Raw genomic sequence first — 23,157 nt, forward strand, 5'->3', positions numbered from 1 at the left:
CTTCGTGACTGCCGTCAGGCAGGTCGGTGGGCATGGTCAGGGGGTACGCCACCAGTTGGTGGGCCGTGCTCGGGTGGTCCGCGCGCCACTGGCGGGCGCGTCGTTGCCCGGGGAGCGCATCAGCGCCGCGGGTGTACCGGGCGGCTTCCGGCCTCGGCCGGGGCATGGTGTTCAGGCGTGGGCGTCGTCGTAGGCCAGGCTGTCGCCCAGTTCGCGGGATGCCTCGGCCTGGGCGAGGAGTTCCGTCGCCTTGGCCTCGGCGGCCTCGATGGCGTCCGCGCCGGCGACGAAACGCGGCAGCGGCTTGTCCTGGCCCGCGATGGTGAGCAGGGCGCGGGCGAGCTTGGCGGGGTCGCCGGGCTGCCGGCCGTTCATGCTCTTCATGCCCTCGACCCTGGGGGCGGTGCGCGGGGCGTAGTCGTCGATGGACAGCTCGGGCCAGTTGGTGGAGCCGTCCACGAGGAATTCGGTGCGGAAGTAGCCGGGCTCCACGATCGTGGTGTGGATGTTGTACGGCTCGACGTCGTGGCGCAGGGACTCCATCCAGCCCTCTTCCGCGAACTTGGAGGCGGCGTAGGCGGAGGTGAACTCCATGCCGACCAGGCCGGCGGTCGAGGTGATGGTGATGACGTGGCCGGCGCGCTGCTTGCGCAGGATCGGCAGGACGGCGCGGGTGACGTTCATCGGGCCGAAGAGGTTGGTCTCGAACTGCCGGCGCATCTGCGCGGGCGAGATCTCCTCGAAGTAGCCGGTGAAGAGGTTTCCGGCGTTGTTGATCAGGACGTCGATGCGGCCGAAGCGGTCGACGGCTGCCCGCGCGGCGGCCTCGGCGTCCTCGATGCTGGTGACATCCAGTTTGGTGACCAGCAGGTTGTCCTGCGGCCCGCCGAGGGTCTTCTCGACCTCTTCGGGGCGGCGGCCGGTGGCAACGACCTGGTTGCCTGCGGCGAGGGCCTCACGGGCGATATCGGTGCCGAGACCGCGCCCGGCACCGGTGACGAGAATGACCTTGCTCATGGGGGGGGTTCCTTTCAGGCGCCGTCATCCGGCACCCGCTGTGTGCGGGGGGCGGGCAGCGCTGACAGCGCTACAGAACCGTCTGTCCGGACGGTTCACACCGCCGTGGGCGGTGCACCACCAACAAAACCGCCTGTCACGCGCGTGTGGGAGTCCCTCTTGAGGGGGTCACTGACAGGGACCCCCAACCCGCCGGAAGCACTCGTAGAGTGAAACGCATGGCAGGCAGAAACGACCCACACGGCAGCAACCGCGACATCCGTGATGATTTCCGTGCGGAGATCCGGGAATTCCTTGGCACACGACGGGCCAGGGTCACCCCCGAACAGGCCGGACTGCCCCTCTACGGCGGAGAGCGCCGACGGGTCACCGGGCTGCGCCGCGAGGAGGTCGCCCTCCTCGCGGGCATCTCCAGCGAGTACTACACCCGGCTGGAGCGCGGCAACGCCACCGGCGTGTCCGAGAGCGTCATCGAAGGCATCGCCCAGGCACTGCAGCTCGACGAGGCCGAACGAATCCACCTGCTCGACCTCCTGCGCGGCGCCGGCACGACCCGCCCGCCACGCCGCCGCCCGGCCCAGCAGCGCGTGCGGCCCTCGGTGCAGCGCGTCCTCGACTCGATGGTCGGCACACCCGCGTTCATCCTCAGCGGACGCGGGGACATCCTGGCCGCCAACCACCTCGGGCGCGCCCTGTTCTCCCCCGTCTACGCCGACCCCGCACGGCCGCCGAACAACGCCCGGTTCGTCTTCCTCAGCCCACAAGCGACCGAGTTCTTCCGTCACTGGGACGAAGTCGCCAACGACACCGTCGCCATGCTGCGCGCCGAAGCCGGCCGCGACCTCTACGACCGACGGCTGACGGACCTGATCGGGGAACTGTCCACCCGCAGCGAGGAATTCCGCCGCCGCTGGGCCGCCCACAACGTCCGGATGCACACCACCGGCGTGAAACTCCTCCACCACCCGGTCGTCGGCGACCTCGACCTGCCCTTCGAAACCTTCCCACTCCCCGACGGCCCCAGCCAGTTCCTCATCACCTACACCCCCGAGCCCACCTCACCCTCTCAGGACGCCCTGAACCTGCTGGCCAGTTGGGCCGCGACCAACCACGACATCGAGCGTTCCGCGCCGGCCAACGACTCCCAGCCCGCCGACTCGGCCGAGACACCCGACTGACCGACGGGCCGCGCGAGACGATCCGCGGCAACTTTTGCGGAGCAGCGACAGCATCCGCTACCGATATCGAGGCCAGCACAGCGCAGCCGGCTACGCGAGACCGCTGGGGTGACGTTGCACTCCAGCTCACGGCACTGTGGACAAACGGGCAACTGCCAACCCCCGCGACAACTTGGGCTCCGCCGCATGACCCAACGGGATCGGCGGGGGGGCGTGGCGAGCATCGGATCCGGCAGGGACCAGGTCGAAGGCACGGTCTACGTCTTTCACCGCGTCCCGTGGGTACCGGGCGGTGTCGCCCGGTCAGCGGATCCGGGGCAGGGCCCTGTCCAGGTGCTCGGCGTGTACGTGCTGCACGGCGATGGTGGTGGCTATGCCCGCTGGTTCGCGATGCCGAGGTAAGCGCCCAGGTTCCGCTCGATCTCCTCGACACCGATCTCGGCGATGAACTTGCCGAGCTACGGCACGCGGGCCTGGAAGCCCTGCCAGGTGACCGAGTCCACGAACTCCGCCCAGGAGGCGCGCAGGTCGGCCACCGGCGGCAGGGTCGACCGGTTGATCTGCGCTCTCGCGCCCAGGACGGATTCCTTGTCGAAGGACGCGATGCGCGCCGCGACACCGTCGACAAAGTCGTCGAGTTCGGCGTCGGGGACGGCCCGGGTCACCCAGCCGTACTGCTCGGCGCGCTCGGCGTCGTAGTCCTGGCTGGTGAGGACCGCTTCGAGCGCGCGGTCCCGCCCCAGCAGCCGGGCCAGACGGTCGCTGCCGCCACCGCCGGGGACGATGCCGATCGCGACCTCGGGCTGGCAGAAGATTCGCTTCCTCGCGGCTGGCGTAGCGCAGGTCGAGGGCCAGGGTGATTTCGTCGCCTCCGCCTCGCGTGCGTCCACGGATGGAGGCGATCCTGATGAACGGGGCGCTGGTCAGGCGGGTGACGAGTCCGCGTCGATGCCCTGAGCAAGCCTGCGCCGGTGCTTCACCGTCGAATGCCGGTAGATCAGCTGGGCCTTCTCCGAGGACTGGCCGGCGCGGACCATGAGGTCCTTCAGCTTGGCGCCGGTGTCGGCGGCGAGGGTGTTGCCGGTGTGCCGGAGGTCGTAGAAGCGGAAGTTGTCCGGCATACCGACCTTGGTGCTTGCCTTACACCCCTTTCGAGCGAAGGTCGAACGGCGGAAGGGGCGCCCTTCTCACCGATGACGAGCAGACCGTTCACCTCCCTCTCCGCGAACCACTGCAAGTCGCGCCGCAACCCCGGGAGCATGAAGTCGCGCAGGTAGACGGTGCGCTTGCCCGCCCGAGTCTTGGGGCGCCGGTAACGCGCCTGCCGTTGGTCAGTTCCAGCGAAGCCTGCGTGACGCGCAAGGAGTATGCGGCGAGATCGACACTTCGACGGCGCAGTTCGGCCAACTTCGCCCGCTCCACAGCCTGGACAAGCTCGCCACCCTCATCAAATATTATTCATAAATAATGAATTGAGCCAGGCGTGATGCCGCACAAGAACGACGGGTGACCTCATGACCACCGCACAGCAGCAAGCGACCACGCGCGAGACCAAGGGTCGACTCGCCATCACCCTGTGGGACTTCAGCTGGTACACACAGGCAGGACCGGGCGAACCCTTCGCCGACCTCGACCGCGCCTTCGCCGAGACGGTCGAGCGGGGCTTCAACACCGTGCGCGTCTGCGCCATGCCCTTCCTGCTGTTCTCCGGACGCGTCCACGAGCCGGAGACGCTCCAAGTCCGCGGACTGGGCGATCAGTTCGGACAGCGCACCCGCTGGTACAACGTGCGCGGCGGCTATCCGCTGGACGGCCGCCGACGGCTCGTCGAGCTGTTCGAGGCCGCCGCCCGGCACGACTGCAAGGTGATCGTGTCCTCGTGGGAGTACCAGCAGTCCCCCAGCTTCGCCGACACCGACGTCTGGCACCGCGCCCTCGCCGAGGTTCCCGGCCCGGACCGCGCCGAAGCGGTGGCCGAAGCCCTCGCCGCGCTGCTCGACTTCCTCACCGAGCGCGGACTGGCCGACCGCATCGCCTACGTCGAGGTGCACAACGAGGTCGACAACTGCTCCCTCGTACCGGCCGACGGCACCGCCGGCCACTACGCCCGGCTGCGCGGCCCCCTCGAACGCGCCGCCAAGCTGCTGCGGGCCCGCCACCCCGACATCCCCGTCAGCTACTCGCTGGGCGAGCCCTGGCCCGACGAACTGGACGACCTGCCCGAGCAGGCGCAGATCGCACACTTCCACTTCTACGTCTACGGCGTGCTCGGCGCGCTGTACGAGGCGGTCGGCCTGGGTCACGGCACCGAAGCGGCGCCCGAGACGGCCACCTGGCCCACCCCCGAACTGGCCGCCATGCTGCGCCCCGACGCGCCCGCCTTCGCCGACTACCAGCCGGACGAACCCTGGCGACTGGCCGCCACTGGCATCCCGCGCGAACTGTTCTACGCGCACGACTGGGTGGACCCCGACCGCTGGGACCTGTGGCTCTACGAGAACTATCCGGCACACCGGCAGGCCATGCGAGAGACGCTGGCCGGGTGGGTCGAATCCGTCGCCGAGTTCGCCCGCCTGCGCGGCATCCCCGCCGTCCTCGGTGAAAGCGTCGTGGGATACACCCCGCTCCTGACCCGCTTCGAGGAGGACGCCGTCGGCAAGGACATCGCCGAGTTCGTCGTCGACCGCTGCCTCGCGGCAGGCTTCCAGGGCGTCGTGCTGACCTCCAACGCGGCCCCGCACCACCCCATGTGGCACACCGACCGGGACTGGATGCGGCGGGTCAACGCCCGTGTCACCGCGAACTGAACACGACCCCGCCGCGCCCCGAGTGCAGACGGCAAGGCAAGGACTGTCGGCCCAGGAGATACATTCCGTAGGACGGACCCGGCTGTCGGGCAGGCGGCCGGAGGGCAACCACCGAACGCCGGGGCCATCGGGTTCCAAGTGTCCGACCAGGTCTCGGTAACCGTCACAGAGCAGGAACGGAACGCCCGTTCGAGGGTTAAGCTCGTACGTTCGGCCGACACCGCGCGCGCCGGGACGGGTTCTCTGCCAACGATCCGACTATGCACAGCCGAAAACCCATCATGCTGCCGCTCGCCGTTCTCGCGGCCGTGGCCCTCGTCCCCTCGCTCCCCAGCACCGTCGCGGCAGCCGACCACCGGGCCCCCGCCACCGACTCCGCGCGGCCCGCCGCCGACTGGCCGGCCGCCAAGCGCGTCCAGCAAGTCCGCGCCACCATCAAGGTCACCGGCAACCGGGACTTCGACTTCACCCGCTTCGTCGGCGCCGGCGCGCTCGGCGGCGGTGACCAGGCCGAGAACCAGCCGCCGGTCCTGGAACTCGCCGACAAGGCCACCGTCTCGAACGTCATCATCGGCTCCCCCGCCGCCGACGGCATCCACTGCCGGGGCACCTGCACGCTGAAGAACGTGTGGTGGGAGGACGTCGGCGAGGACGCGGCCACCTTCAAGGGCACCGCCGCGAACCAGACCATGACGATCGACGGCGGCGGCGCCCGCAAGGCGGCCGACAAGGTGTTCCAGCAGAACGGCCCCGGCACGTTCGTGATCAGGAACTTCAAGGTCGAGAACTTCGGCAAGCTCTACCGCTCCTGCGGCAACTGCAAGACCCAGTACCAGCGGCATGTGGTGCTCGACAACGTCACCGTGAAGTCCCCCGGCCTCGACATCGTCGGCATCAACTCCACGCCGTACGGCGACACCGCCCGCCTGAGCCGCATCACCATCCAGGGCGACCCGGCGCGCAAGATCGTCGTCTGCCAGAAGTTCCGCGGGGTCACCTCGGGCGAACCCGCGAAGGTCGGCGCCGGTCCCGACGGCCGCAACTGCATCTACAAATCCTCCGACATCACCTACAAGTAGGAGCACGGACGATGTTCACGCTCAAAGCCCTCACCGCGTCGGTCGCGGCCGCCGTCGCCGCTCCGCTCCTGCTCGCCCCCTCCGCCGCGCAGGCCGCCGACAACTGCACCGCCTTCAACACCGTCAAGGCGTCCCCGTACTACCTGAACAACAACGTCTGGGGCGCCAGCGGCGCCACCGGCAAGGAGTGCACCTGGCTCAACTCCTACCGGGGCGGCAAGGTGAACTGGGAGACGTCCTTCGACTGGTCCGGCGGCAACCCGAACGGCGTCAAGGCGTACGGCAGCGTCGTGCTCGGCTGGCACTGGGGCTGGAAGGACACGACCACCAAGCTGCCCGTCCAGCTCAACAGCCGCCGCAAGATCACCTCCAACTGGACCTTCGGCATCACCCAGAACACCCCGTCCGTCCTGAACGTCTCCTACGACGTCTGGTTCCACCAGAAGTCCAACCCGGACTGGCAGGACCAGCCGCACGACGAGATGATGATCTGGCTCAACCGCCAAGGCGGAGCGGGCCCGTTGGGCACGAAACGCGAGCGTGCCACCGTCGGCGGTACGGCCTGGGACCTGTACGTCGGGAAGATCGTCAACAAGGACCAGGCGGGCAAGGTAGTCAGCAGCTGGAACGTCTACTCCTACGTCCGCGTCGCCAACACCACCTCAGCGAACACAGACATCACCGCCATGGCCGACGCCCTGGTCCAGCGCAGGCTGCTGGCCAACAACGCGTATCTGACCAGCGTCGAGGCCGGGACCGAGGTCTTCCGCGGGCGGGGCAAGCTGAGCAGCAGCTCGTACTCGGTCAACGTCGGCTGACCCGCCTGCATCCAGGGGTGTCGTGCGGACCGCCTCGGACCCGCAGGCAAACCGCACGACACCCCTGGCCTCAACGAGCCCGTGCTGCTGACGACGAGCCGCGCGGTTCAGGCGTGCGATACGGAGTCACTGTCGAGCTGGACGGCCCGTCGCGTATCAGCGCGAGCATCGCGACCAGTGAGGGAATGGCCTTCTCCTCCGAGACAATTCGCGCGACTTGGCCACTTCGACCCTCGTCCGCCTTGCCGCGTTTTTGGCCGTGCGGGACTTCGGCAAGCACCACCTGCGAGCGCCCCGGCCTGGCAGGCCTCAGGGCCCCGGGTGCAGCCCGAGGGAGCCCGGCGACGGGTCTCCCTTGACCTCCCCGACGTCGGGCACGAGGGTGTCGGTGGCGAACTGGTCAGGTGAGACCGATGCGGTGAGAGGCCGCAGGGTATGCAAGACGGTGCGCAGCCCGAGCTACCCGCGAGGCAAACCGGTCCTGCCCGGATGCAGGCGCTGACCTCAGAACATGGTGTTGTCGTTGGCGCTCATCTCGGGCACCTCCTGGATCACGTCCCAGTACTCAACGATCCTTCCGTCGGTGACGCGTCAGAAGTCGGCGACGGCCATGCCTCGGTCGCCGGGCTTGAGGTGCAGGCGCAGGTCGGGGAACTGACCGCGCAGCCGGTGGACCTAGCCGACGCACGCCTGAGGACTGTCCTGCGCCTCCGGGTTGTGCTGGGCGTGGCTCTCACCGAGATGCGCGGCGACCGCCTGCTCCGGCTGGTAGTCGTTGAACGCCTGCTCGTAAATCGCGATGACGAGCGCCTTGTTGTCGACAGCCGACACGCGCTTCCCCTGCTCTCTCAGTGCGGGGTGTAGTGCGTCTAGCCGGTCATGGCGTCGCGGACGAGAGCCGTGTCGACGAACTGCTCGAAGCGGACGATGTGTCCTGCGCGTACGACGAAGTGGTGGGCGACGCGGACGGCGATCGGTTTCCCGGTCGCCTTGTTGGTCGCGGTGTAGCGGGCGAGGACGACGACGTTCTCACCGTCGACGACGTAGGTGTCGTCGTGGGCGGTCCAGCCGTCCCAGTCCTGGCCGAGCTTCTCCATCACGCCGGCGGTGACGCCGTCGGGGGTGCGGTAGGTGCCGGCGAGCGGGAAGCCGGCCATCTCCGTCCACTCGACGTCGGGGGCGAGGGTGGCCCGAAGGGCCTCCAGGTCACCTGTCGCGGAGGCGAGGTACTGGCGGCGTACGACGTCGGCGGGGGCGGTGGAGGTAGCGAACTCGGCCATGGTCAGCCCCACTTCATTTCGCCCTTGGCGACCTTCGCGCCGATCTGGGCGGCGATCAGCATGCCGTTGTCGGGGTAGCGCTTGACCAGCGCCTCGGTCAGCGCGGCACCGTCGGCCGCCTTGCCGAGCTCCTCCTCGAAGGCGACGAGGTACTCGCGGGTGGCGGTGATGGCGGACGTGTCCGCCGCCGTACCCGGCAGCCGGTGGCCCGGCACGACCAACTCCGGCTGCAGCGCGGCCATTTCGTCGAGCAGGTCGATCCACGCGGCACGGTCGCCGGGGGTGGGGGTGTCGGCGACCCAGACGTGCTCCTGCTGGAAAAGCAGGACACCGCCGAGCAGGGCGCGGTGCTCGGCCTGCCACAGGTAGTGGCGGTCGGGCAGCGCGGCCGGTCCACCCTTGAGCTCGAAGCGGTGGCCCTCCAGGGTCAGGTCGTCGCCGGTCAGCGCGGTCAGGTCGACCAGACGGGTGGGCAGGTTCGGGCCGAGCGCGGCCCACGCCTTGAGCTTGCCCTCGTAGGAGTGCTGGATGTGCTCGATGACGAGCGGGGTGGCGACGAAGGTCGCGTCGGGGAAGGCGTCGGCGATCGCCTCGGCGCCGAAGTAGAAGTCGGGGTCGGCGTGGCTGACGAAGACGGTGGTCAGCTTCTTGCCGGAGTCGAGGATCTCGGCGGCGAGGCGGTGGCCGTCGGCGCGGGTGAAGGCTGCGTCGACCAGCAGGGCTTCGTTCTCGCCGGTGACGAGGGTGGCGGTCTTGTTCCTGCTGCCGGCCGGGAAGTCGAGGTCGAGGACCTTCAAGGAGAGGGTGCTCATGCGGGGGCTCCATTACGCGAGGGACGGGGTGGGGGCAAGGGAAGTTCAGTGGGCGGCGAAGCGTGCGTCGACCTCGTCGGCGGTGGCTTGGCCGTAGGCCAGCGGGGTGACGGAGTCGCCGTCGACGGCCAGCAGAGTGGGGAACCCGGTGACGCCGAGCTGGACCGCGCGGCGGAAGTCGGCGCGGGCCGCGGTCTGCGCTTCGGGCGCTTCGAAGGCGGCGACGACGGCATCCGCGTCGAGCCCGGCCGCCTCCGCGACCTTCCGATAGGTGGCCGCTTCGGACAGGCTGCGTCCGTCGACGTAGAAGGCGGTCTGCAGAGCCGCGGCCAGCTCCGCCGCGCGGTCGGGGGCGACCTGGCGCAGGGCTGCGACACCACGGGCGGCGGCCTCGGAGTCCATCACGAACGAGCCGTCGGCGATCAGCCGCTCGTAGGCCGCGCCGAACTCGGCGCCGGTCAACTCGGCGATCTTGGCGTTCGCGCCCTGGACGTAGCCGAACTGGCGGACGGGTACCTGCCGCGACCCGGTGAACAGCCCGCCGGAGACAACCTCGACCGGCAGTTCGGGGTGACGGGCCGCGACCTCGCTCAGTGTTCCGGAGAACCCGTGCGACCAGCCGCAGTAGGCGTCGAAGACGTAGACGAGCTTCATCGAAGACCTCGGCAGAGATGTGCGCCCGCGGGTTGCGAGCGATTCACCTGACAGAACAGTAACTGACGTGTCAGATATTTCAAGGTTCGTGTGAGGTGAGGCACACAGGTGTGGCCGACCACGTCATTACACCAGCGTGGCGGCTGGTACGCAGGTCAGGGCAGTCGGGGCAGCAGGTCCCGAGCCGTGTGGCTGAGGATGCGAAGATCCTCCGCGAACCGCTTCCAGTCCGCCGTGGGCAGCGGGTCCACTAGGTACTGCTTGATGTTCTCCAGGTGGACCCGGGACGCGCGTACGACCGTCTCCTCCCCCAACGGCGTCAGCCGCACCAGCTTTCCGCGCCGGTCGTCGGGAGAATCCGCGCGCGTCACGAAACCCGCCGCCTGCATGCGATCCACCAGCCGGGTGGCACCACCGGTGGTCAGCACCTGCTCCTGGGCGATGGCGCGCATCGAAAGCCCCGGCTCACCCGCGCGCCCGAGGATCAGCAGCACCTCGAAGACCAGATGACTGATGCCGCACTCCACCTCCAGCGCCCGGCCGAGGATGTACTCCAGCCGGTTCGCCGCCCCCTGCAGACGCCCGAACGCCAAGATGAGCTCGTGGTCGGCGGCCTCCTTCGCCGTCCTGATCTCCGCTTCCTCACCCACGGCAGCGCCGCCCCTCTCGTCGTCCCGGTACCACCGTACCGATCACCCTCAGACGTGCGCGGGCAGGTCGGGACAGCATCAGGGAAGCCGTCAACCCCGATTCGGCCCGAGGCGATGGCAATGCTCGCGCTCGTCGTGATTCGCCCGTCGCCAACCCCAGGGGGTGTGGTGAATGTGATCAGCAAGCTCTCCCGGGCAGGCGCCTACGGACTGCTCGCCGCGCCGGAGAACGAACGCTGACGCCTAGAAGGCGATGGGCCTCAACCAGCAGATCACTGAGGTCAGCAGGCTCATTGCGGCTCGGCTTCGCGAACACGAACCCCCCGCAGCGCTCCCCAGCGTGCCCGGGATCGGCCCTCTGCCGGGTACCGGACTCCTCACCTCCACGGCCGGCGACATGAACCGCTTCGGCACCGCCGACCGCCTGGCCAGACCTGCCGACGTCGCCTCGACTCCCGGGACTCGGGCAACGTCAGCGGCAGCATTCACCGCCCCAGGCGCTACCACCGCGGCCTGGGACGCGTCTTGTACACCTTCGCGCCGATCAGCATCTGCAGCTGCGACGCATCGTGGAACTTCTACGAACGCGAGCGCGCCGACGGCAAGCGGCACACTGAGGCCGTCCTGGCCCTGGCCCGACGCCGGGTGAACATCCTGTGGGCCTTGATCCGTGGCGGACGCCGAACGCGGAGCCGGCCGGCCTATCCCTCATTGGTCTCCTGGTCGGCGGCTGCGTTGGCGCGGTCGATCTCGGCCATGTTCTCCTCCGCCCAGGTCCGCAGCCCCGCAAGCGCGACTTCCAGAGACAGCCCGAGTCGGGTGAGCCGGTAGAAGACCCGCGGCGGCACAGTCGGTTCGACCCGGCGCGACACCAGTCCGTCGCGGGTCAGGTTCCGCAGCGTCACCGACAGCATCTTCTGCGAGACGCCGGGCATCCGGCGTCTCAGCTCCGCGAAGCGCACCTCGTCCGGTGCGGCATCGGCGAGCGTCTTGACGGCCATGGACGTCCACTTCGTGCCGATGCGGTCCAGCAACTGCCGCGTCGGGCACCAGGGATCGAACAGATCGCCGCGCACCCCGCGACCGGCGGTCCGGCCTCCTTGGGTGGTCACCTGTGGCTCACCACCTTCCCTGGAAGTGCCGTCTGGGCAGCGGTCGGACAGTTACCTATCGTTCTGTGGTCACCAATGGTAACCACCCAGAGGAGCCGTCATGGTCGCTACCACCGCACACCAACTCCGCCGCATCGCCACGAACGGCGTCCAGCTCAACGTCGCAATCGCCGGTGACGGACCCGCGGTTCTCCTGCTGCACGGCTTCCCGCACACCTGGCAACTCTGGAGCGGCATCATGGGCCGACTGGCCGGGCAGTACCGGGTCATCGCCCCGGACCTGCGCGGCTTCGGTGCCAGTACACGAGCCGTCGAGGGGTACGACGCAGCCACCCTCGCCGCCGACGCCGAAGGGCTGCTCGACGCACTCGGCGAGCCCTCGGCAACAGTGGTGGGCATCGACGCGGGCACCGCCCCCGCCGTCCTGCTCGCGCTGCGCCGGCCCCACCTCGTCCGGCGCCTGGTCGTGATCGAAGCACTGCTCGGCCGCCTGCCCGGAGCGGAACACGTCACTGCGGGTGGCGCCCCGTGGTGGTTCGGCTTCCACGCCGTCCCCGGCCTGGCCGAGACCGTCCTGGCCGGCAACGAGGCCCCGTACATCGACTTCTTCCTCGACTCGGGGACGCTCGGGCGAGGAGTACCCGACGACATCCGCGCGGCCTTCGTCCACGCGTACACCGGGAGCGAGGCCCTGCGCTGCGCGTTCTCCTATTACCGCGCCCTGCCCACCAGCGCGCGGCAGATACAGGACGGCATCGCGACGGCTCGGCTGACGATGCCCACCATGGCAGTCGGCTCCCACCCCGTCGGCACCGGGCTCGAACGCCAACTCCGTCCCATCACCGATGACTTGGTCGGCCACCACCTCCAGGACTGCGGCCACATCATCCCCCTCGACCGCCCCGACGCGTTGTTCGCGCTCCTTGCTCCCTTCCTCTCCGCCGATGTGCCGAAGTGACCGGAGCGGGGCCGAAGGATCACGGTCGGCGGTTCGGGCGTTCGTCCTGAGACGCGACGATCCGCCGTACGACCACGAACGGCGCACGACATCACCGGCTCACCGTGGAAGAGCCACACCCGCAGGATTCTCGGACCGGCGCCGGTCCGCTCCGGCAGCCAAGAGCGTAACCGCGGACGCGAGCATCCCTGGTCTGCTCTGGAGGCTGGACACTCGGCCATGCCCCCGCTCCCCCGCCGGGCCACCCGCGAACGACGACGCGCGAACGCACCCGCTTCCGCACGGCTGCGGCCGACGTGCGGCCCCGTTCACTCAACCGTGGACCCCGAGAACCCCAGCTCAGAGGCGCGCCTCACCACAGCAAAAAATCCTGAAAAGATCACTCGACCCCCAGGTCGGCGAATCATCCAAACCCCTGATCATCCCCGTCATCATCGACGCCTGACCGTGCCGTCACCTCAGCAGCGCCCGGCTCCCGCGCCGGGACGGAGTATGTTTCGATCCGCAACAGCACCGTGCGTCCACGCACGTCAGAAAGGTGAACGGATGGGCCTGCGCTTCGAGGAGATCGACTGGCAACCGACGCCCATCGGCGAGATCAGTCTGCGTCGGCGCCGCCACCCGGTCTCGGGGGAGGACGTGTACGAGGTGAAGCTCGGCGACGAGTTCCTCATGTCCAGCCTCTTCACCACCGGCGAGATCGCGCTCACGGAACTCGCCCTGGCCGAACTGCCGGACACCGAGTTGGACGTAGCCGTCGGCGGACTCGGACTCGGTTACACCGCCCAGGCCGTCCTGGACGATCCACGGCTGCGGACACTGACGGTGATCGACGCGCTCGCCGAAGTCATCGACTGGCATCAGCGGGGCTTGGTGCCCCTCGGAGCCCGGCTGTCCTCGGACACCCGCTGCCGCCTACTGCACGGAGACTTCTTCGCACTGGCCGCCGATCCGCGCGGTCTCGACCCCAAGGAGCCGGGCCGCCGCTTCCACGCCATCCTGCTGGACGTCGACCACTCGCCGCGCCATGTGCTCCACCCACGGCACGCGGCGCTCTACCAGCCCGCCGGACTCCGCGCGCTCGCCGGTCACCTCCACCCCGGCGGGGTGTTCGCCTTGTGGTCGAACGACCCGCCCGACGCGCAGTTCACCTCCGCGCTCTCCGAGGTCTTCGCACAGACAGCGGCCCATGTCGTCGCCTTCGACAACCCACTGCAGGGCGGTACCTCGACCAACACCGTCTACCTGGCCGGCAAAGCACTGGACACGCCCTGAGTGGCAGTTGTCCGCGCTGCGGGGGCGTCGATCGACACCGAGTGGGGGGGCCAACCTGCGCGAAGCCCACAGCGACGACGGCTCGCCACCCTCGCCGTAGTGGTCCCCAGCTGCGGAGCCTCAGCCTCTCCGGACGCCCTGCACTACGACTAGCGCGTGCGACATCGCCCGATTCGAGATCGCCATCGGCGACACACTCGGACATCCAGCGCAGCACGTCAGGGCCCACGTCTGGCGGACGTCAGCCCCCGACATCACGAGTTCACGTTCAGTGCTTGACAGCGCACGCGCGCCGGACGGCCCTGGACTGCGGGGCCGTCCGGCGGCTGAGGCCGGTGCGGTCAGTGCGCCCCCGGGTGGTGGCCGATGGTGATGCCGCAGGCGAGTGCCGCGGTGGGGCCGGCGTAGACGGTGGTGCCGGTGGACTTCTTCCACACGTTGATCAGGAAGGTGTCCGGGGAGTCGGTGGCGGTGATGCTGACGCCGTAGCCCTTGACGCCGTTGAGGGTGCCTGAGCCCTGGTAGCGGGCGCGGGAGCCGGTGACCACCAGCCAGTCGGACGCCGTGGAGCGGAACTTGAGGCCCGCTGCCTTGAAGTCGAAGGCGATCCTGCCGGTGGGGGTGGTGGCGTTCCTGCCGTAGGAGAGGTCGAAGGAGAAAGCCGCCTTTCCGGTCAGCCGGGGGGAGGCGGGGTAGGCGCCGGCCGGTGAGACGAAGGTGCCGGTACCCGTGGCCGGGCCGGCCGTGCGGTCGTAGACGACCAGGTCGGTGAGGGTCCTGGAGGTGGCGGCGCCGTCGTCGTCGGTGACGGTGACCGTCGGGTGGTAGATGCCGGCCTTGCGGTAGGTGTGGCCCGCGCGGCATGGGGTGGGGGCTGTGCCGTCGGCCCAGTCGACGGAGCAGCTGAGGGTGTCGCTGCGGCCCGGGTCGGTGTAGTGGACGGTGAGGGTGATCTTCGCGCCCACCGACACCGGCTCGGCGGGCCCGGTGGCGTCGCGGATCACCGGGGGCGCGTTGGTGACGGTGACGGAGACGGTGTCGCTGCTCCGGCCGCCGGTGAGGGTGACCTCGTAGGTGCCGTTGTCGGTGCAGGTGATGGCAGGGGTGAGGGTCTTGGCGTGGGCGATGGTGCACGGGGCGCCGGGTTCGGCACGCCACTTCGGGGTGACGTCCGCGCCGGAGAGTGTGCCGGTGAGGGCGATGGCGCTGCCCTCCGGCCCGGAGGCGTCGGGACCGGCGTGCGCGACGGTCACCGGGGCGATGCCGGTGAGGGTGGGGACCACCGGCTTGATCAGGCCGTCGGCGTCGAACTCCAGCTTGTCGACGGTGGTTTCGCGGTGGGTGCCGTCACCGCCCGGGATGGCGAACCGGTGGTAGGCGATGTACCAGTCGTCGGTGCCGGGGACCCGGACCACCGAGTGGTGGCCGGTGCCCTTGATGCCGAGTGCCACGTCCTTCGACAGGATCACGCCACGCTTGGTCCAGGGGCCCAGCGGTGAGCTGCCGGTGGCGTACGCGACCTGGTAGTTCTCGTCGCCGGTGTCGTTCTCCGACCACATGAAGTAGTAGACGCCGTGCCGCTTGATCGTGAACGCGCCCTCCCGGAATCCGTCGGGAGTGATCGTGGTGACCTTGGAGGTGTCCAGGGAGATCATGTCGTCGTTCAGCGGGACGACGTACGCGCCGCCGTTGCCGAAGTAGAGGTACGACTTCCCGTCGTCGTCGGTGAAGACCGCCGGGTCGATCATCTGGCCGCTGAACGTGCCTGCGGCGAGGAGCGGTTTGCCGAGTGCGTCCTTGAACGGGCCGGTCGGCGAGTCCGAGACGGCGACACCGATGTTGGCATCGGCGCAGAAGTAGAAGTAGTACTTACCGTTCTTCTCGGCGATCGTCGGTGCCCAGGCCCGACTGTCGGCCCAGGAGACGTCCGGGCCCAGGTCGAGGATGACGCCGTGGTCCGTCCAGTGCACCAGGTCGGTGGAGGAGTACGCCTTGAACTGGGTGCCGCTCCACCCGGGGAAGCCGTCGGTGGTCGGATAGATGTAGAAGGTGTCGCCGAAGACCACGATGTTCGGGTCGGCGTTCAGGCCGGGCAGTACGGGAGTTCTCATCTGCATCGCCTGTACGGTCCAGACGCGGGTCGCGCCGTCCGAGCCGGTGACGGTGTACTTGACCGGCTTGGTGAGGTTCCGGACCGTGCCGGAGGCGGGGCTGATGGTCGCGCCGTTGGCCAGGGTGAACTGCGGTGCCAGAGCGGTGAGTTCGGTGCCTTCCTTGACCGGCAGCACGATCCGGCTCTGGGTGTCGGTGACGATCGCGTCGGTCTTCAGTTCGGGGAGCGCGGCAGTGGCGATACCGGTGGTGTTGCCGCTCAGCTCCAGCACCTCGGCCGCGGACAGCGCGCGGTTGTAGATCCGGAAGTCGTCCACCTGGCCGGCGAAGTAGGGGTCGGCGGCGTACAGCGACTTGCCGATGTAGCCGCTGTAGCCCTTCGAGGCGTCGTAGAGATCCGACGGCTTGATCGTCACCCCGGTGGTCCGGGCCACCTGCACCCCGTCGAGGTAGAGAACGGCGATGCCGGTGGCGCCGTTGAGTGTGACGGTGATGTGCTTCCACTGGCCGGCGGTGAGCTTCGAGCCGGCCGACAGCTTAGACTCGGCGCCCCAACTCCCGGTGGTGACAGCCGAGTAGAGGCTCCCGCCGCCGTTCGACGGTGTCGCGAAGAGGTACTTGTCGCTGTTCGGGCCGAGGCCGAAGAGCCACTGGTTGACCGCCGTCGACGTCGGATCCCACTTGGCGTAGGTGGAGACGGTGACGCTGTCGGTGTCCTTCAGTACGCCGTTGGGGATCTTGACGTACGGCGAAGTGGTGGAGGAGCTGGATCCGCCGCTCATCACGAACGAACCGCCGTGCACACCCGTCCCGAAGGCCGGGGTGTTGACATAGGTGCCGTGGTTGCCGTGGCCGCTGGAGTCCCGGACGACATTGCCCGACGTCTCGTCGAAGTCGTAGCGCAGGACCAGTCCCGACGGGATGTCGGTGCCGCCGTCCTGGGACACCGTGACATGGGCCTGGACGCGGAGCGTGGCGCCGTCCGGCAGGGTGCCGTTCACGGTGAACGTGCCGACCGAGGCGTATGCCGATGCCGGGACGTCGTCCCAGGTCACGGAGACCGGGCGGGTGATGCCGTCGGCGTACTTGGCGATGACGGTCGCGGGCAGCACCGGCGCGCTGCCGATGGCGGTGGAGACCGTCACGTCCTCGGCGCTCTCCACCAACTGGTCGGGCTGGTAGGCGCGCAGCAGCCGGTTGTACTCGGCCTGGGTGACCGGAAGTACGGTGCCGTGGCGTGGCGTGGATGGCAGCGAGTAGTCGGTGGACGGGGTCCAGACGCCTGAGTCGAGGTCGGTCGTCTCGAACGGTATGTAGCCGCGGCCCCCGAACTCGTCGAGGAAGAGGTACCACTTCTCCTCGGTGTTGGACTTGAAGACCAGTGGTCCCTCGGCGGCGCTCATCGCGCCCTTGCCGATGCCCTCGGCGACGGAGTCGTAGTCGGTGTCGAGGATCGAGCCGGCCTTCTCCTCGAAGATGAACTTGCTGTTCGGGGAGGAGGAGCTGTTGTTCCGCTCGTCCTTGGAGAAACGGTAGTACTGGCCGTCGTGCTCGATCATCGTGGAGTCGATCACCGAGTAGCCGCGGTCGATCCACACCTTGGGCTTGCTGAAGGTGCGGAAGTCACGGGTGGTGGCGTACATCATGCGGTTGTAGGTGTCGCCGGTGTGCGCGTCGTTGTCGTAGATCTTCGACGCCCAGAAGACGACGTACGAGCCGAGGGACTTGTCGTAATACGCCTCCGGGGCCCAGGTGTTGCCGGCCTCCTTCGGCGAGACCGTCACCAGCCGCTGGTCGGTCCAGTGCACCAGGTCGGTCGACTCCCACACCATGATCGCCCGGCTGCCGGTGCGCTGCGCGGCGTCCCAGTCGCCGTTGTCGTAGATCCGCAGGTCGGTGGCGATCTGGTAGAACTTGTCGCCTTCGGGAGAGCGGATGATGAACGGGTCGCGCAGCCCCTTCTCGCCCAGCGTCGAGGTCAGTACCGGGTTGCCGCTGTTGATCTCCCGCCAGTTCAGCGGGTCGTTGCCCTTGCTCAGGCCGAAGCGGACCTGCTCGCCGTCGGCGGTGCCCTCGCCGGTGAAGTAGCTGAAGAGGTAGCCGGACTTGGCTTCCGGCACCGGGAGTTCGGGCACCTTGGCGGTGAACGTGCGGGTCGCGGATGCGTCGTCGCGGGTGACGGTCGCGGTCAGCTCGACGGTGGTCGAACCGTCGCCCGCGGCCGGGCGGTTGACGACCCCGTCGGCGGAGATCACGGACGGGTCGGCGGACGACCAGTCGACCGTGGTGGAGTAGTCGCCGGTGGCGGGCAGCGTCAGGTTGCCGCGTACGTCGTCGATGTTCGGGACGGTCAGCGAGGCTGCGGCCTGGTCCACGGCGTGCTGGTCGTCGAAGTCCGCCGGCACGGTGATGTCGAAGGACTTGGTGTCGGTCACCGCGCCCTTCTTCAGCGTCGCGGTGAGCGTCGCGTGACCGTCGGGCTCACCGCTCGCAGGGCGGGTGACGACACCGGTCGCCGACACCACGGACGGCGCGTCGCTGGACCAGCTGATCGAACTGCCGCCCGCCGTACCGGCGGTGGGCAGCGTCAGGTCCGACACGACGGCGTCGGTGCGGTCGCCGAGGCTCAGCGCGGCCTTGTCCCGCGCGACCCCGTCAGTGGCGATCGGCAGTGCCAACTGCGCGACTTCGGAGGCGTCCAGCGCCCGGTCGTAGACCCGGAAGTCCTTGATCTTCCCCTTGAAGTACTTGTCGCCGGAGTAGAGCGAGCGGCCGATGTAGTTGGCTGTGGTGGTGCCGCCGCCGATCGAACCGGGCGTGATGCTGACGGCGGTGTTGCGGGCGACCTCCACACCATCGTCGTAGAGCACGCCGGTGCCGCTTGCCGTCTGCGTGTAGGAGAGGTGCTTCCACACGGCGCGCGGCAGGTTGTACGAGGTGGCGGGCGCGGTGGTCTGCTCGGTCGACCAGTTGCCGGAGGCGATGGAGGTACGGAAGGTGTTGCCGGTGGTGAAGAGATAGCCGTTGCCGTTGGAGCCGCTGGAGTTGCCGAATCCGTAGATGAAGTACGGACTGGCCTGCGCGGAGTCGATCTGCACGTCCAGCGACACGGTGATCGCGCTCATGCCGCTCAAGATGTTGTCCGGCACCTTGACGTAGGTGTCGGACCCGTTGAGGGTGAGGCCGTCGCCGGCGTTCCAGCCGGCGGTGCCGTTCACGGTGCCGTCGCGGCCGTGACCCGAGGAGTCGGCGGCCAGTTGGCCGGAGGCCGCGTCCAGTTTGTACCAGAGGGCGAGGCCGTCGGTGATCTCCGAGGAGCCCGCGGCGGCTGCCGGGGTCCTGGCGTGTGCGGTGGTCGGCAGCAGCGTCATGCACATCGCGGCGAGGGCGACCGCTGCGAGCCTGCGGCGCCGGGACCGGCTCCGGGGCGCACTCCAACTTGCTCTAGACATGACAAATCGATGCGACATCGGCGGGCTTTCCTCCACGGTTGATCGGGGGCAGAGACAGGCCGACGGTGCGGCATTTCGACGATGTGATGTTGTGTTTCGAGAGTGTCAAACGGTGCGTCGTACAACGTCAAGAGGCGAGAGCACATGTGCGGCCGGTCGGACGATCCAGCGTGACGCGGAAGAGATTTGAGTGAGCGTGCGGAGCCGATTCGGCGGGCGGGATGACCGGACCGGCGGCCGGCGGAACGGGCCCGGATCATCCTGACGTCCGCCGACGGCAGGTCGAACGGGGGGCGCGGGGGAACCCCTCGCTACGGGGCGGACGGCCGGTCTTGGGGCACCGGCCCCATCGGCGGGCCCAAGACCGACCTGGTCCTGAGTGAGGTGAAGCGATATCAACTCACCCGGTGCGCGAGGCGGGCACAGGCGGGACGAGCACCTCCTACACCGCCAGGAACCGCACCCCCAGCGTCTGATCAGACAGCTGTCGGCTCTCGTCCACCCTCTCTTCCGAGGGGCTTGGTCCTCGGCGTGGAGATGCGCGGTAACCGCCGCGAGCGCGTCGGGCTTGCCCGACGCACTCGCAGGGCGGGCCGGTGGTCGGCCCGCCCTGCGAGGCGGTATGAGCGAGCAGTTGTGTCAGGTGGACGCCTCGTTGACCGAGGCTGTCACCGCCTCGGCCCCGAACTGCGCCACGGGCTCGGACGCGGCAGGCGGGGGTGCGAACATCAGCCGTAGGCCGAGGGTGGCGCAGAGGGGGCCCAGGGCGCACATCGCGGCGGCGCTGACGAAGGCGGCGTCCAGGTGGCCCGCGTCGTAGCCGAAGCCGCCGAAGTACGTCGCGAAGAGGGAGGCGAAGCCGAAGAACATGCCCGGGATGAGCGCGAAGGGCTTCAGTCGGCCGGTCGCCAGCAGAGTGCCGTTGACGACGAAGATCACCACGGCCAGGGCGAGGGTCTGGGCGAACGCGCCGGTGCCGAACATGGTGCCCGTCTCACGGTTGAGGAGCACGGCCACCACTCCGAATCCTGCCCCGGTGGTGGTGGCGGTGACCATGGCGATCGCGTTGGAGCGGCTCGGACCTCCCTGGAGGAAGGTTCCCGCCCAGGTGATGAAGATCGCCCAGGTCGGCATCTTGAGCGGGCTCATCAGCAGGAAGACGGTGGCGAAGGCGACGATCGAGGCGCTGACCTCGTGCGGGAGTCTGATGCGTCCGATGTGCATGACTATGCCAATCCACCGGGCTTGGCCAGCAGTTCCTTCAGGCCTGTGTCGATGAACTCGGTGTCCTTGGGGTTGCTGCCGTGGCCGGCGAAGTGGCCCCAGATGCCGGGGATCACGCGGAGTTCGGCGCCGGGTATGTGGCTGACGGCCCAGGCCTCGTCCTCCGGCGGGAAGTAGAGGTCCTTCTCGGCGGGCATGTCGAGCGTGGTCGCCCGGATCGAGCCGAGCGCCGCCTCGGTGTCCCCGTCGAAGCCCGGGGTGAGCCCGACGTCGCCGTTCTGCCAGGTCCAGAGCATGGTGAGGAGGTTGTTCGGGTCGCGGCCGTCGAGGAAGAAGCCCTCCCAGAAGCCGACGAGGAAGTCCTCCAGGGAGGTGTGGCCGAGTTTCTCGTACTCCTTCTCCCAGTAGAACGCCTGCGAGAAGCCCCATCCCGCGTACACCCGGGCGAGCGCCCGCAGTCCGGTGGTCGGCCACTTCTCGTCGTACCAGCCGCCGTTGTAGACCGCGTCGGCTGTCAGTGCGGCCTTGACGCCCTCCAGGAAGACCTTGTTGTGGAGGCTGGTGCGCGGGGAGCCGCAGAAGGGGGCGATCCGCTCGACCATCTCCGGGTGGCTGACCGCCCACTGGTAGGTCTGCCCCGCGCCCATCGACCAGCCGGTCACCAGCGCGATCCGCTCGATGCCGAACTCCTCGGTGACCAGCTTGTGTTGGGCCTCGATCTGGTCGTACACCGTGATGTGCGGGAAGCGGGCGCGGTCGTACGGCGGTGGGGTGTTGCTCGGTGAGGTGGACAGGCCGTTGCCGAGCATGTTCGGGACGATGATGAAGTACTGCTCCGGGTCCAGGGCCATGCCGGAGCCGATGAGCCACTCGTTGTCCCAGTGCCGGCCGGAGTACCAGGTGGGGTAGACGATCACGTTGGACTTGTCGGCGTTCAGCTCGCCGTACGTGGTGTAGGCGAGGGTGGCACCGCGCAGGGTGGCGCCGTGCTGGGTGGTGAAGTCACCCAGCTGGAAGGTGAGATGGTCGCGCATGAGTGGAACTCTCTTTCCTTGAACGGGAGTTACGACGTGACGGCGCACTGGCCGCGGTCGGCCTTCCTCGGGCCCTCGGCCGTCGGCTTGATGTCGAAGTCGAAGATCGCCGTGGGCAGGTAGAGGGTGCTGCACGCGTTCGGGATGTCCACGACTCCGCTGATCCGGCCCTCGATCGGGGCCGAGCCGAGGAGGAGGTAGGCCTGTTCGCCGCTGTAGCCGAAGGTGGTGAGGTAGTCGACGGCGTTGAGACATGCGTTGCGGTACGCCATCGTCGCGTCGAGGTAGTGGTTGGTGTCCGTGTCGTGGTCGACGGAGATGCCGACGAACGAGATGAACTCGGTGTACTGCGGTGCGACGTTGCCGGGCATGAAGATCGGGTTGGTCGTGACCCCGTACTTCTCCATGCCGCCCTTGATCAGGTCGACGTGCAGGTCGATGTAGCCGCCCATCTCGATGGCTCCGCAGAAGGTGATCTCGCCGTCGCCCTGGCTGAAGTGCAGGTCGCCGCCGGAGAGCAGGGCGCCGGGGACGAGGACGGGGTAGAAGACCCGGGAGCCGCGGGTGAAGTTCTTGATGTCGTGGTTGCCGCCGTTCTCGCGGGCCGGGACCGTGCGGGCGCCTTCGGCGGCGATACGGGAAGCGGCCTCGCCGCTCGCCGTTCCGGTCAGGGCACCCGCGGCCAGCGGGGGCAGGGCGAGCGCAGGTACGCGGTGCGGGTCGGTGTCGATGAGAGCCTGCTCGCGGGCGTTCCAGCGGGCCAGCAGTTCGGCGGAGGGCGCGGTGCCGAAGAGGCCCGGGTGGGTGATGCCGGTGTAGCGGACGCCGGGAATGTGGCGGGAGGTGGCCTGCTGACCGTGGAAGTCCCAGACCGCCTTGTACGAGTCGGGGAAACGGTCGGTGAGGAAGCCGCCGCCGTTGTCCTTGGCGAAGACGCCGGTGTAGCCCCAGCCCTGCCCCGAGCCCTCGCCGCTCGACTGCGGTACGGGACCGAGGTCGAGGATGTCGACGACGAGCAGGTCACCGGGTTCGGCGCCCTCCACGGCGATCGGCCCGCTGAGCATGTGGGCGTGGGAGAGGTCGACGTCGCGGACGTCGTTGGCCGAGTCGTTGTTGCCGATCTGGTTGTCCGTCCAGTCCCGGCACTCGATGCGGAAGTCCGAACCCGGCTTCACGGTGACGGCGGGCGGGATGTCGGGGTGCCAGCGGTTGTGGCCGGGAATCTTCTGGTCGCGCATGGACATGGCCTGGTCGACGCTGAAGACGACTTCGGGCATAGGACTGCCTCCAGGAAGAGGTGGGTCGTGTTTCGGGCAACAGGCTTCAGGGCTTGGGCAGTTGGGCTTGTCGGGGATCGGCTGCCGAGGTTGGGTGGCGGCGAGCCGGCGGTACCTCGGTGACGACGCGCGGTTCGTGGGCGCTGGCCTCCTGGGACTGGAGGGCTCGGGCCAGGGGGGCGGAGGTGCGGGGGAGCATCGGGGCGGTGAAGACACGGCGGCCGTGGAGGCCGCACGTTGGGCACTGCTCTTCGGGGAGGGCGCGGCCCATCGGACGGGTCACGTCGAAGGGACCGCAGCCCGGGCAGCGGTACTGGTATGTCGCCATGGACAACTCACTTCCAAAAGCTTCGAGAAAAAAGTATTTCCATCCGAAGCAATTGGGCAAGAGTTCACCGCGTTACGTGCGCGTAAAAGG

General features: G+C 68.7%; 20 protein-coding genes. 6 read left to right on the forward strand and 14 right to left on the reverse strand.

Annotation, left to right across the window (positions count from 1 at the left end):
- Window positions 1-171 precede the first annotated feature (171 nt).
- On the reverse strand, window positions 172-1,017 hold the full coding sequence (locus OG226_RS03220) for an SDR family oxidoreductase (RefSeq protein WP_329347789.1): 846 nt from the start codon (window positions 1,015-1,017) through the stop codon (window positions 172-174).
- A 218-nt stretch (window positions 1,018-1,235) separates the two neighbouring features.
- Here OG226_RS03220 and OG226_RS03225 point away from each other — a divergent pair, with 218 nt between their 5' ends.
- Window positions 1,236-2,195, forward strand: a complete 960-nt coding sequence (locus OG226_RS03225) for a helix-turn-helix domain-containing protein (protein ID WP_329347790.1) — start codon at window positions 1,236-1,238, stop codon at window positions 2,193-2,195.
- A 458-nt stretch (window positions 2,196-2,653) separates the two neighbouring features.
- On the opposite strand, the gene OG226_RS03230 is transcribed toward OG226_RS03225, so the two are convergent.
- Together OG226_RS03230 and OG226_RS03235 are read right to left on the reverse strand one after the other, a co-directional pair.
- Window positions 2,654-3,085 (reverse strand): enoyl-CoA hydratase/isomerase family protein, encoded by a 432-nt coding sequence (locus OG226_RS03230; RefSeq protein ID WP_329347791.1) that lies wholly within the window; start codon window positions 3,083-3,085, stop codon window positions 2,654-2,656.
- A 33-nt stretch (window positions 3,086-3,118) separates the two neighbouring features.
- The gene (locus tag OG226_RS03235; RefSeq protein WP_329347792.1) at window positions 3,119-3,316 is read right to left on the reverse strand and encodes an integrase; all 198 of its coding nucleotides are present in this window, start codon (window positions 3,314-3,316) and stop codon (window positions 3,119-3,121) included.
- A 393-nt stretch (window positions 3,317-3,709) separates the two neighbouring features.
- Between OG226_RS03235 and OG226_RS03240 the strand changes: the two genes are divergently transcribed.
- From OG226_RS03240 to OG226_RS03250, 3 genes are all read left to right on the forward strand, one after another.
- Window positions 3,710-5,002, forward strand: coding sequence for a cellulase-like family protein (locus OG226_RS03240; RefSeq protein WP_329347793.1), 1,293 nt, complete (start codon window positions 3,710-3,712; stop codon window positions 5,000-5,002).
- 260 nt (window positions 5,003-5,262) lie between these two features.
- Window positions 5,263-6,081, forward strand: a complete 819-nt coding sequence (locus tag OG226_RS03245) for a pectate lyase (RefSeq protein WP_329347794.1) — start codon at window positions 5,263-5,265, stop codon at window positions 6,079-6,081.
- 11 nt (window positions 6,082-6,092) lie between these two features.
- Window positions 6,093-6,899, forward strand: coding sequence for a GH12 family glycosyl hydrolase domain-containing protein (locus tag OG226_RS03250; protein WP_329347795.1), 807 nt, complete (start codon window positions 6,093-6,095; stop codon window positions 6,897-6,899).
- A gap of 675 nt (window positions 6,900-7,574) precedes the next feature.
- On the opposite strand, the gene OG226_RS03255 is transcribed toward OG226_RS03250, so the two are convergent.
- From OG226_RS03255 to OG226_RS03280, 6 genes are all read right to left on the reverse strand, one after another.
- Window positions 7,575-7,730, reverse strand: a complete 156-nt coding sequence (locus OG226_RS03255; RefSeq protein WP_329347796.1) for a hypothetical protein — start codon at window positions 7,728-7,730, stop codon at window positions 7,575-7,577.
- Window positions 7,731-7,768: 38 nt separating this feature from the next.
- The gene (locus OG226_RS03260) at window positions 7,769-8,179 is read right to left on the reverse strand and encodes a nuclear transport factor 2 family protein (RefSeq protein WP_329347797.1); all 411 of its coding nucleotides are present in this window, start codon (window positions 8,177-8,179) and stop codon (window positions 7,769-7,771) included.
- Window positions 8,180-8,181: 2 nt separating this feature from the next.
- Window positions 8,182-8,991, reverse strand: a complete 810-nt coding sequence (locus tag OG226_RS03265) for an MBL fold metallo-hydrolase (RefSeq protein WP_329347798.1) — start codon at window positions 8,989-8,991, stop codon at window positions 8,182-8,184.
- A 45-nt stretch (window positions 8,992-9,036) separates the two neighbouring features.
- Window positions 9,037-9,645, reverse strand: coding sequence for a DsbA family protein (locus OG226_RS03270; protein WP_329347799.1), 609 nt, complete (start codon window positions 9,643-9,645; stop codon window positions 9,037-9,039).
- 155 nt (window positions 9,646-9,800) lie between these two features.
- Window positions 9,801-10,295, reverse strand: a complete 495-nt coding sequence (locus OG226_RS03275) for a MarR family winged helix-turn-helix transcriptional regulator (RefSeq protein ID WP_329347800.1) — start codon at window positions 10,293-10,295, stop codon at window positions 9,801-9,803.
- A gap of 701 nt (window positions 10,296-10,996) precedes the next feature.
- A complete protein-coding gene (locus OG226_RS03280) occupies window positions 10,997-11,407 on the reverse strand; it encodes a winged helix-turn-helix transcriptional regulator (RefSeq protein WP_329347801.1) in 411 nt (136 codons plus the stop codon).
- Window positions 11,408-11,507: 100 nt separating this feature from the next.
- Between OG226_RS03280 and OG226_RS03285 the strand changes: the two genes are divergently transcribed.
- Both OG226_RS03285 and OG226_RS03290 read left to right on the forward strand, forming a co-directional pair.
- Window positions 11,508-12,365 (forward strand): alpha/beta fold hydrolase, encoded by an 858-nt coding sequence (locus OG226_RS03285; RefSeq protein ID WP_329347802.1) that lies wholly within the window; start codon window positions 11,508-11,510, stop codon window positions 12,363-12,365.
- A 546-nt stretch (window positions 12,366-12,911) separates the two neighbouring features.
- A complete protein-coding gene (locus OG226_RS03290; RefSeq protein WP_329347803.1) occupies window positions 12,912-13,640 on the forward strand; it encodes a spermidine synthase in 729 nt (242 codons plus the stop codon).
- Window positions 13,641-13,981: 341 nt separating this feature from the next.
- Here OG226_RS03290 and OG226_RS03295 read toward each other — a convergent pair whose 3' ends face one another.
- From OG226_RS03295 to OG226_RS03315, 5 genes are all read right to left on the reverse strand, one after another.
- Complete coding sequence (locus tag OG226_RS03295) at window positions 13,982-19,204, reverse strand: family 43 glycosylhydrolase (RefSeq protein WP_329347804.1); 5,223 nt, start codon at window positions 19,202-19,204, stop codon at window positions 13,982-13,984.
- Window positions 19,205-19,843: 639 nt separating this feature from the next.
- The gene (locus OG226_RS03300) at window positions 19,844-20,428 is read right to left on the reverse strand and encodes a DUF1097 domain-containing protein (RefSeq protein ID WP_329347805.1); all 585 of its coding nucleotides are present in this window, start codon (window positions 20,426-20,428) and stop codon (window positions 19,844-19,846) included.
- Window positions 20,429-20,430: 2 nt separating this feature from the next.
- The gene (locus OG226_RS03305) at window positions 20,431-21,462 is read right to left on the reverse strand and encodes an alpha/beta fold hydrolase (RefSeq protein WP_329347806.1); all 1,032 of its coding nucleotides are present in this window, start codon (window positions 21,460-21,462) and stop codon (window positions 20,431-20,433) included.
- Between the two features lie 29 nt (window positions 21,463-21,491).
- Window positions 21,492-22,739: a formamidase gene (gene fmdA / locus OG226_RS03310; RefSeq protein WP_329347807.1), complete on the reverse strand. Its 1,248-nt coding sequence runs from the start codon at window positions 22,737-22,739 to the stop codon at window positions 21,492-21,494.
- A gap of 46 nt (window positions 22,740-22,785) precedes the next feature.
- A complete protein-coding gene (locus tag OG226_RS03315) occupies window positions 22,786-23,067 on the reverse strand; it encodes an FmdB family zinc ribbon protein (protein ID WP_329347808.1) in 282 nt (93 codons plus the stop codon).
- Window positions 23,068-23,157: the final 90 nt, after the last annotated feature.

The sequence above is a fragment of the Streptomyces sp. NBC_01261 genome (assembly GCF_036226385.1).
Taxonomy (GTDB): Bacteria; Actinomycetota; Actinomycetes; order Streptomycetales; family Streptomycetaceae; genus Streptomyces.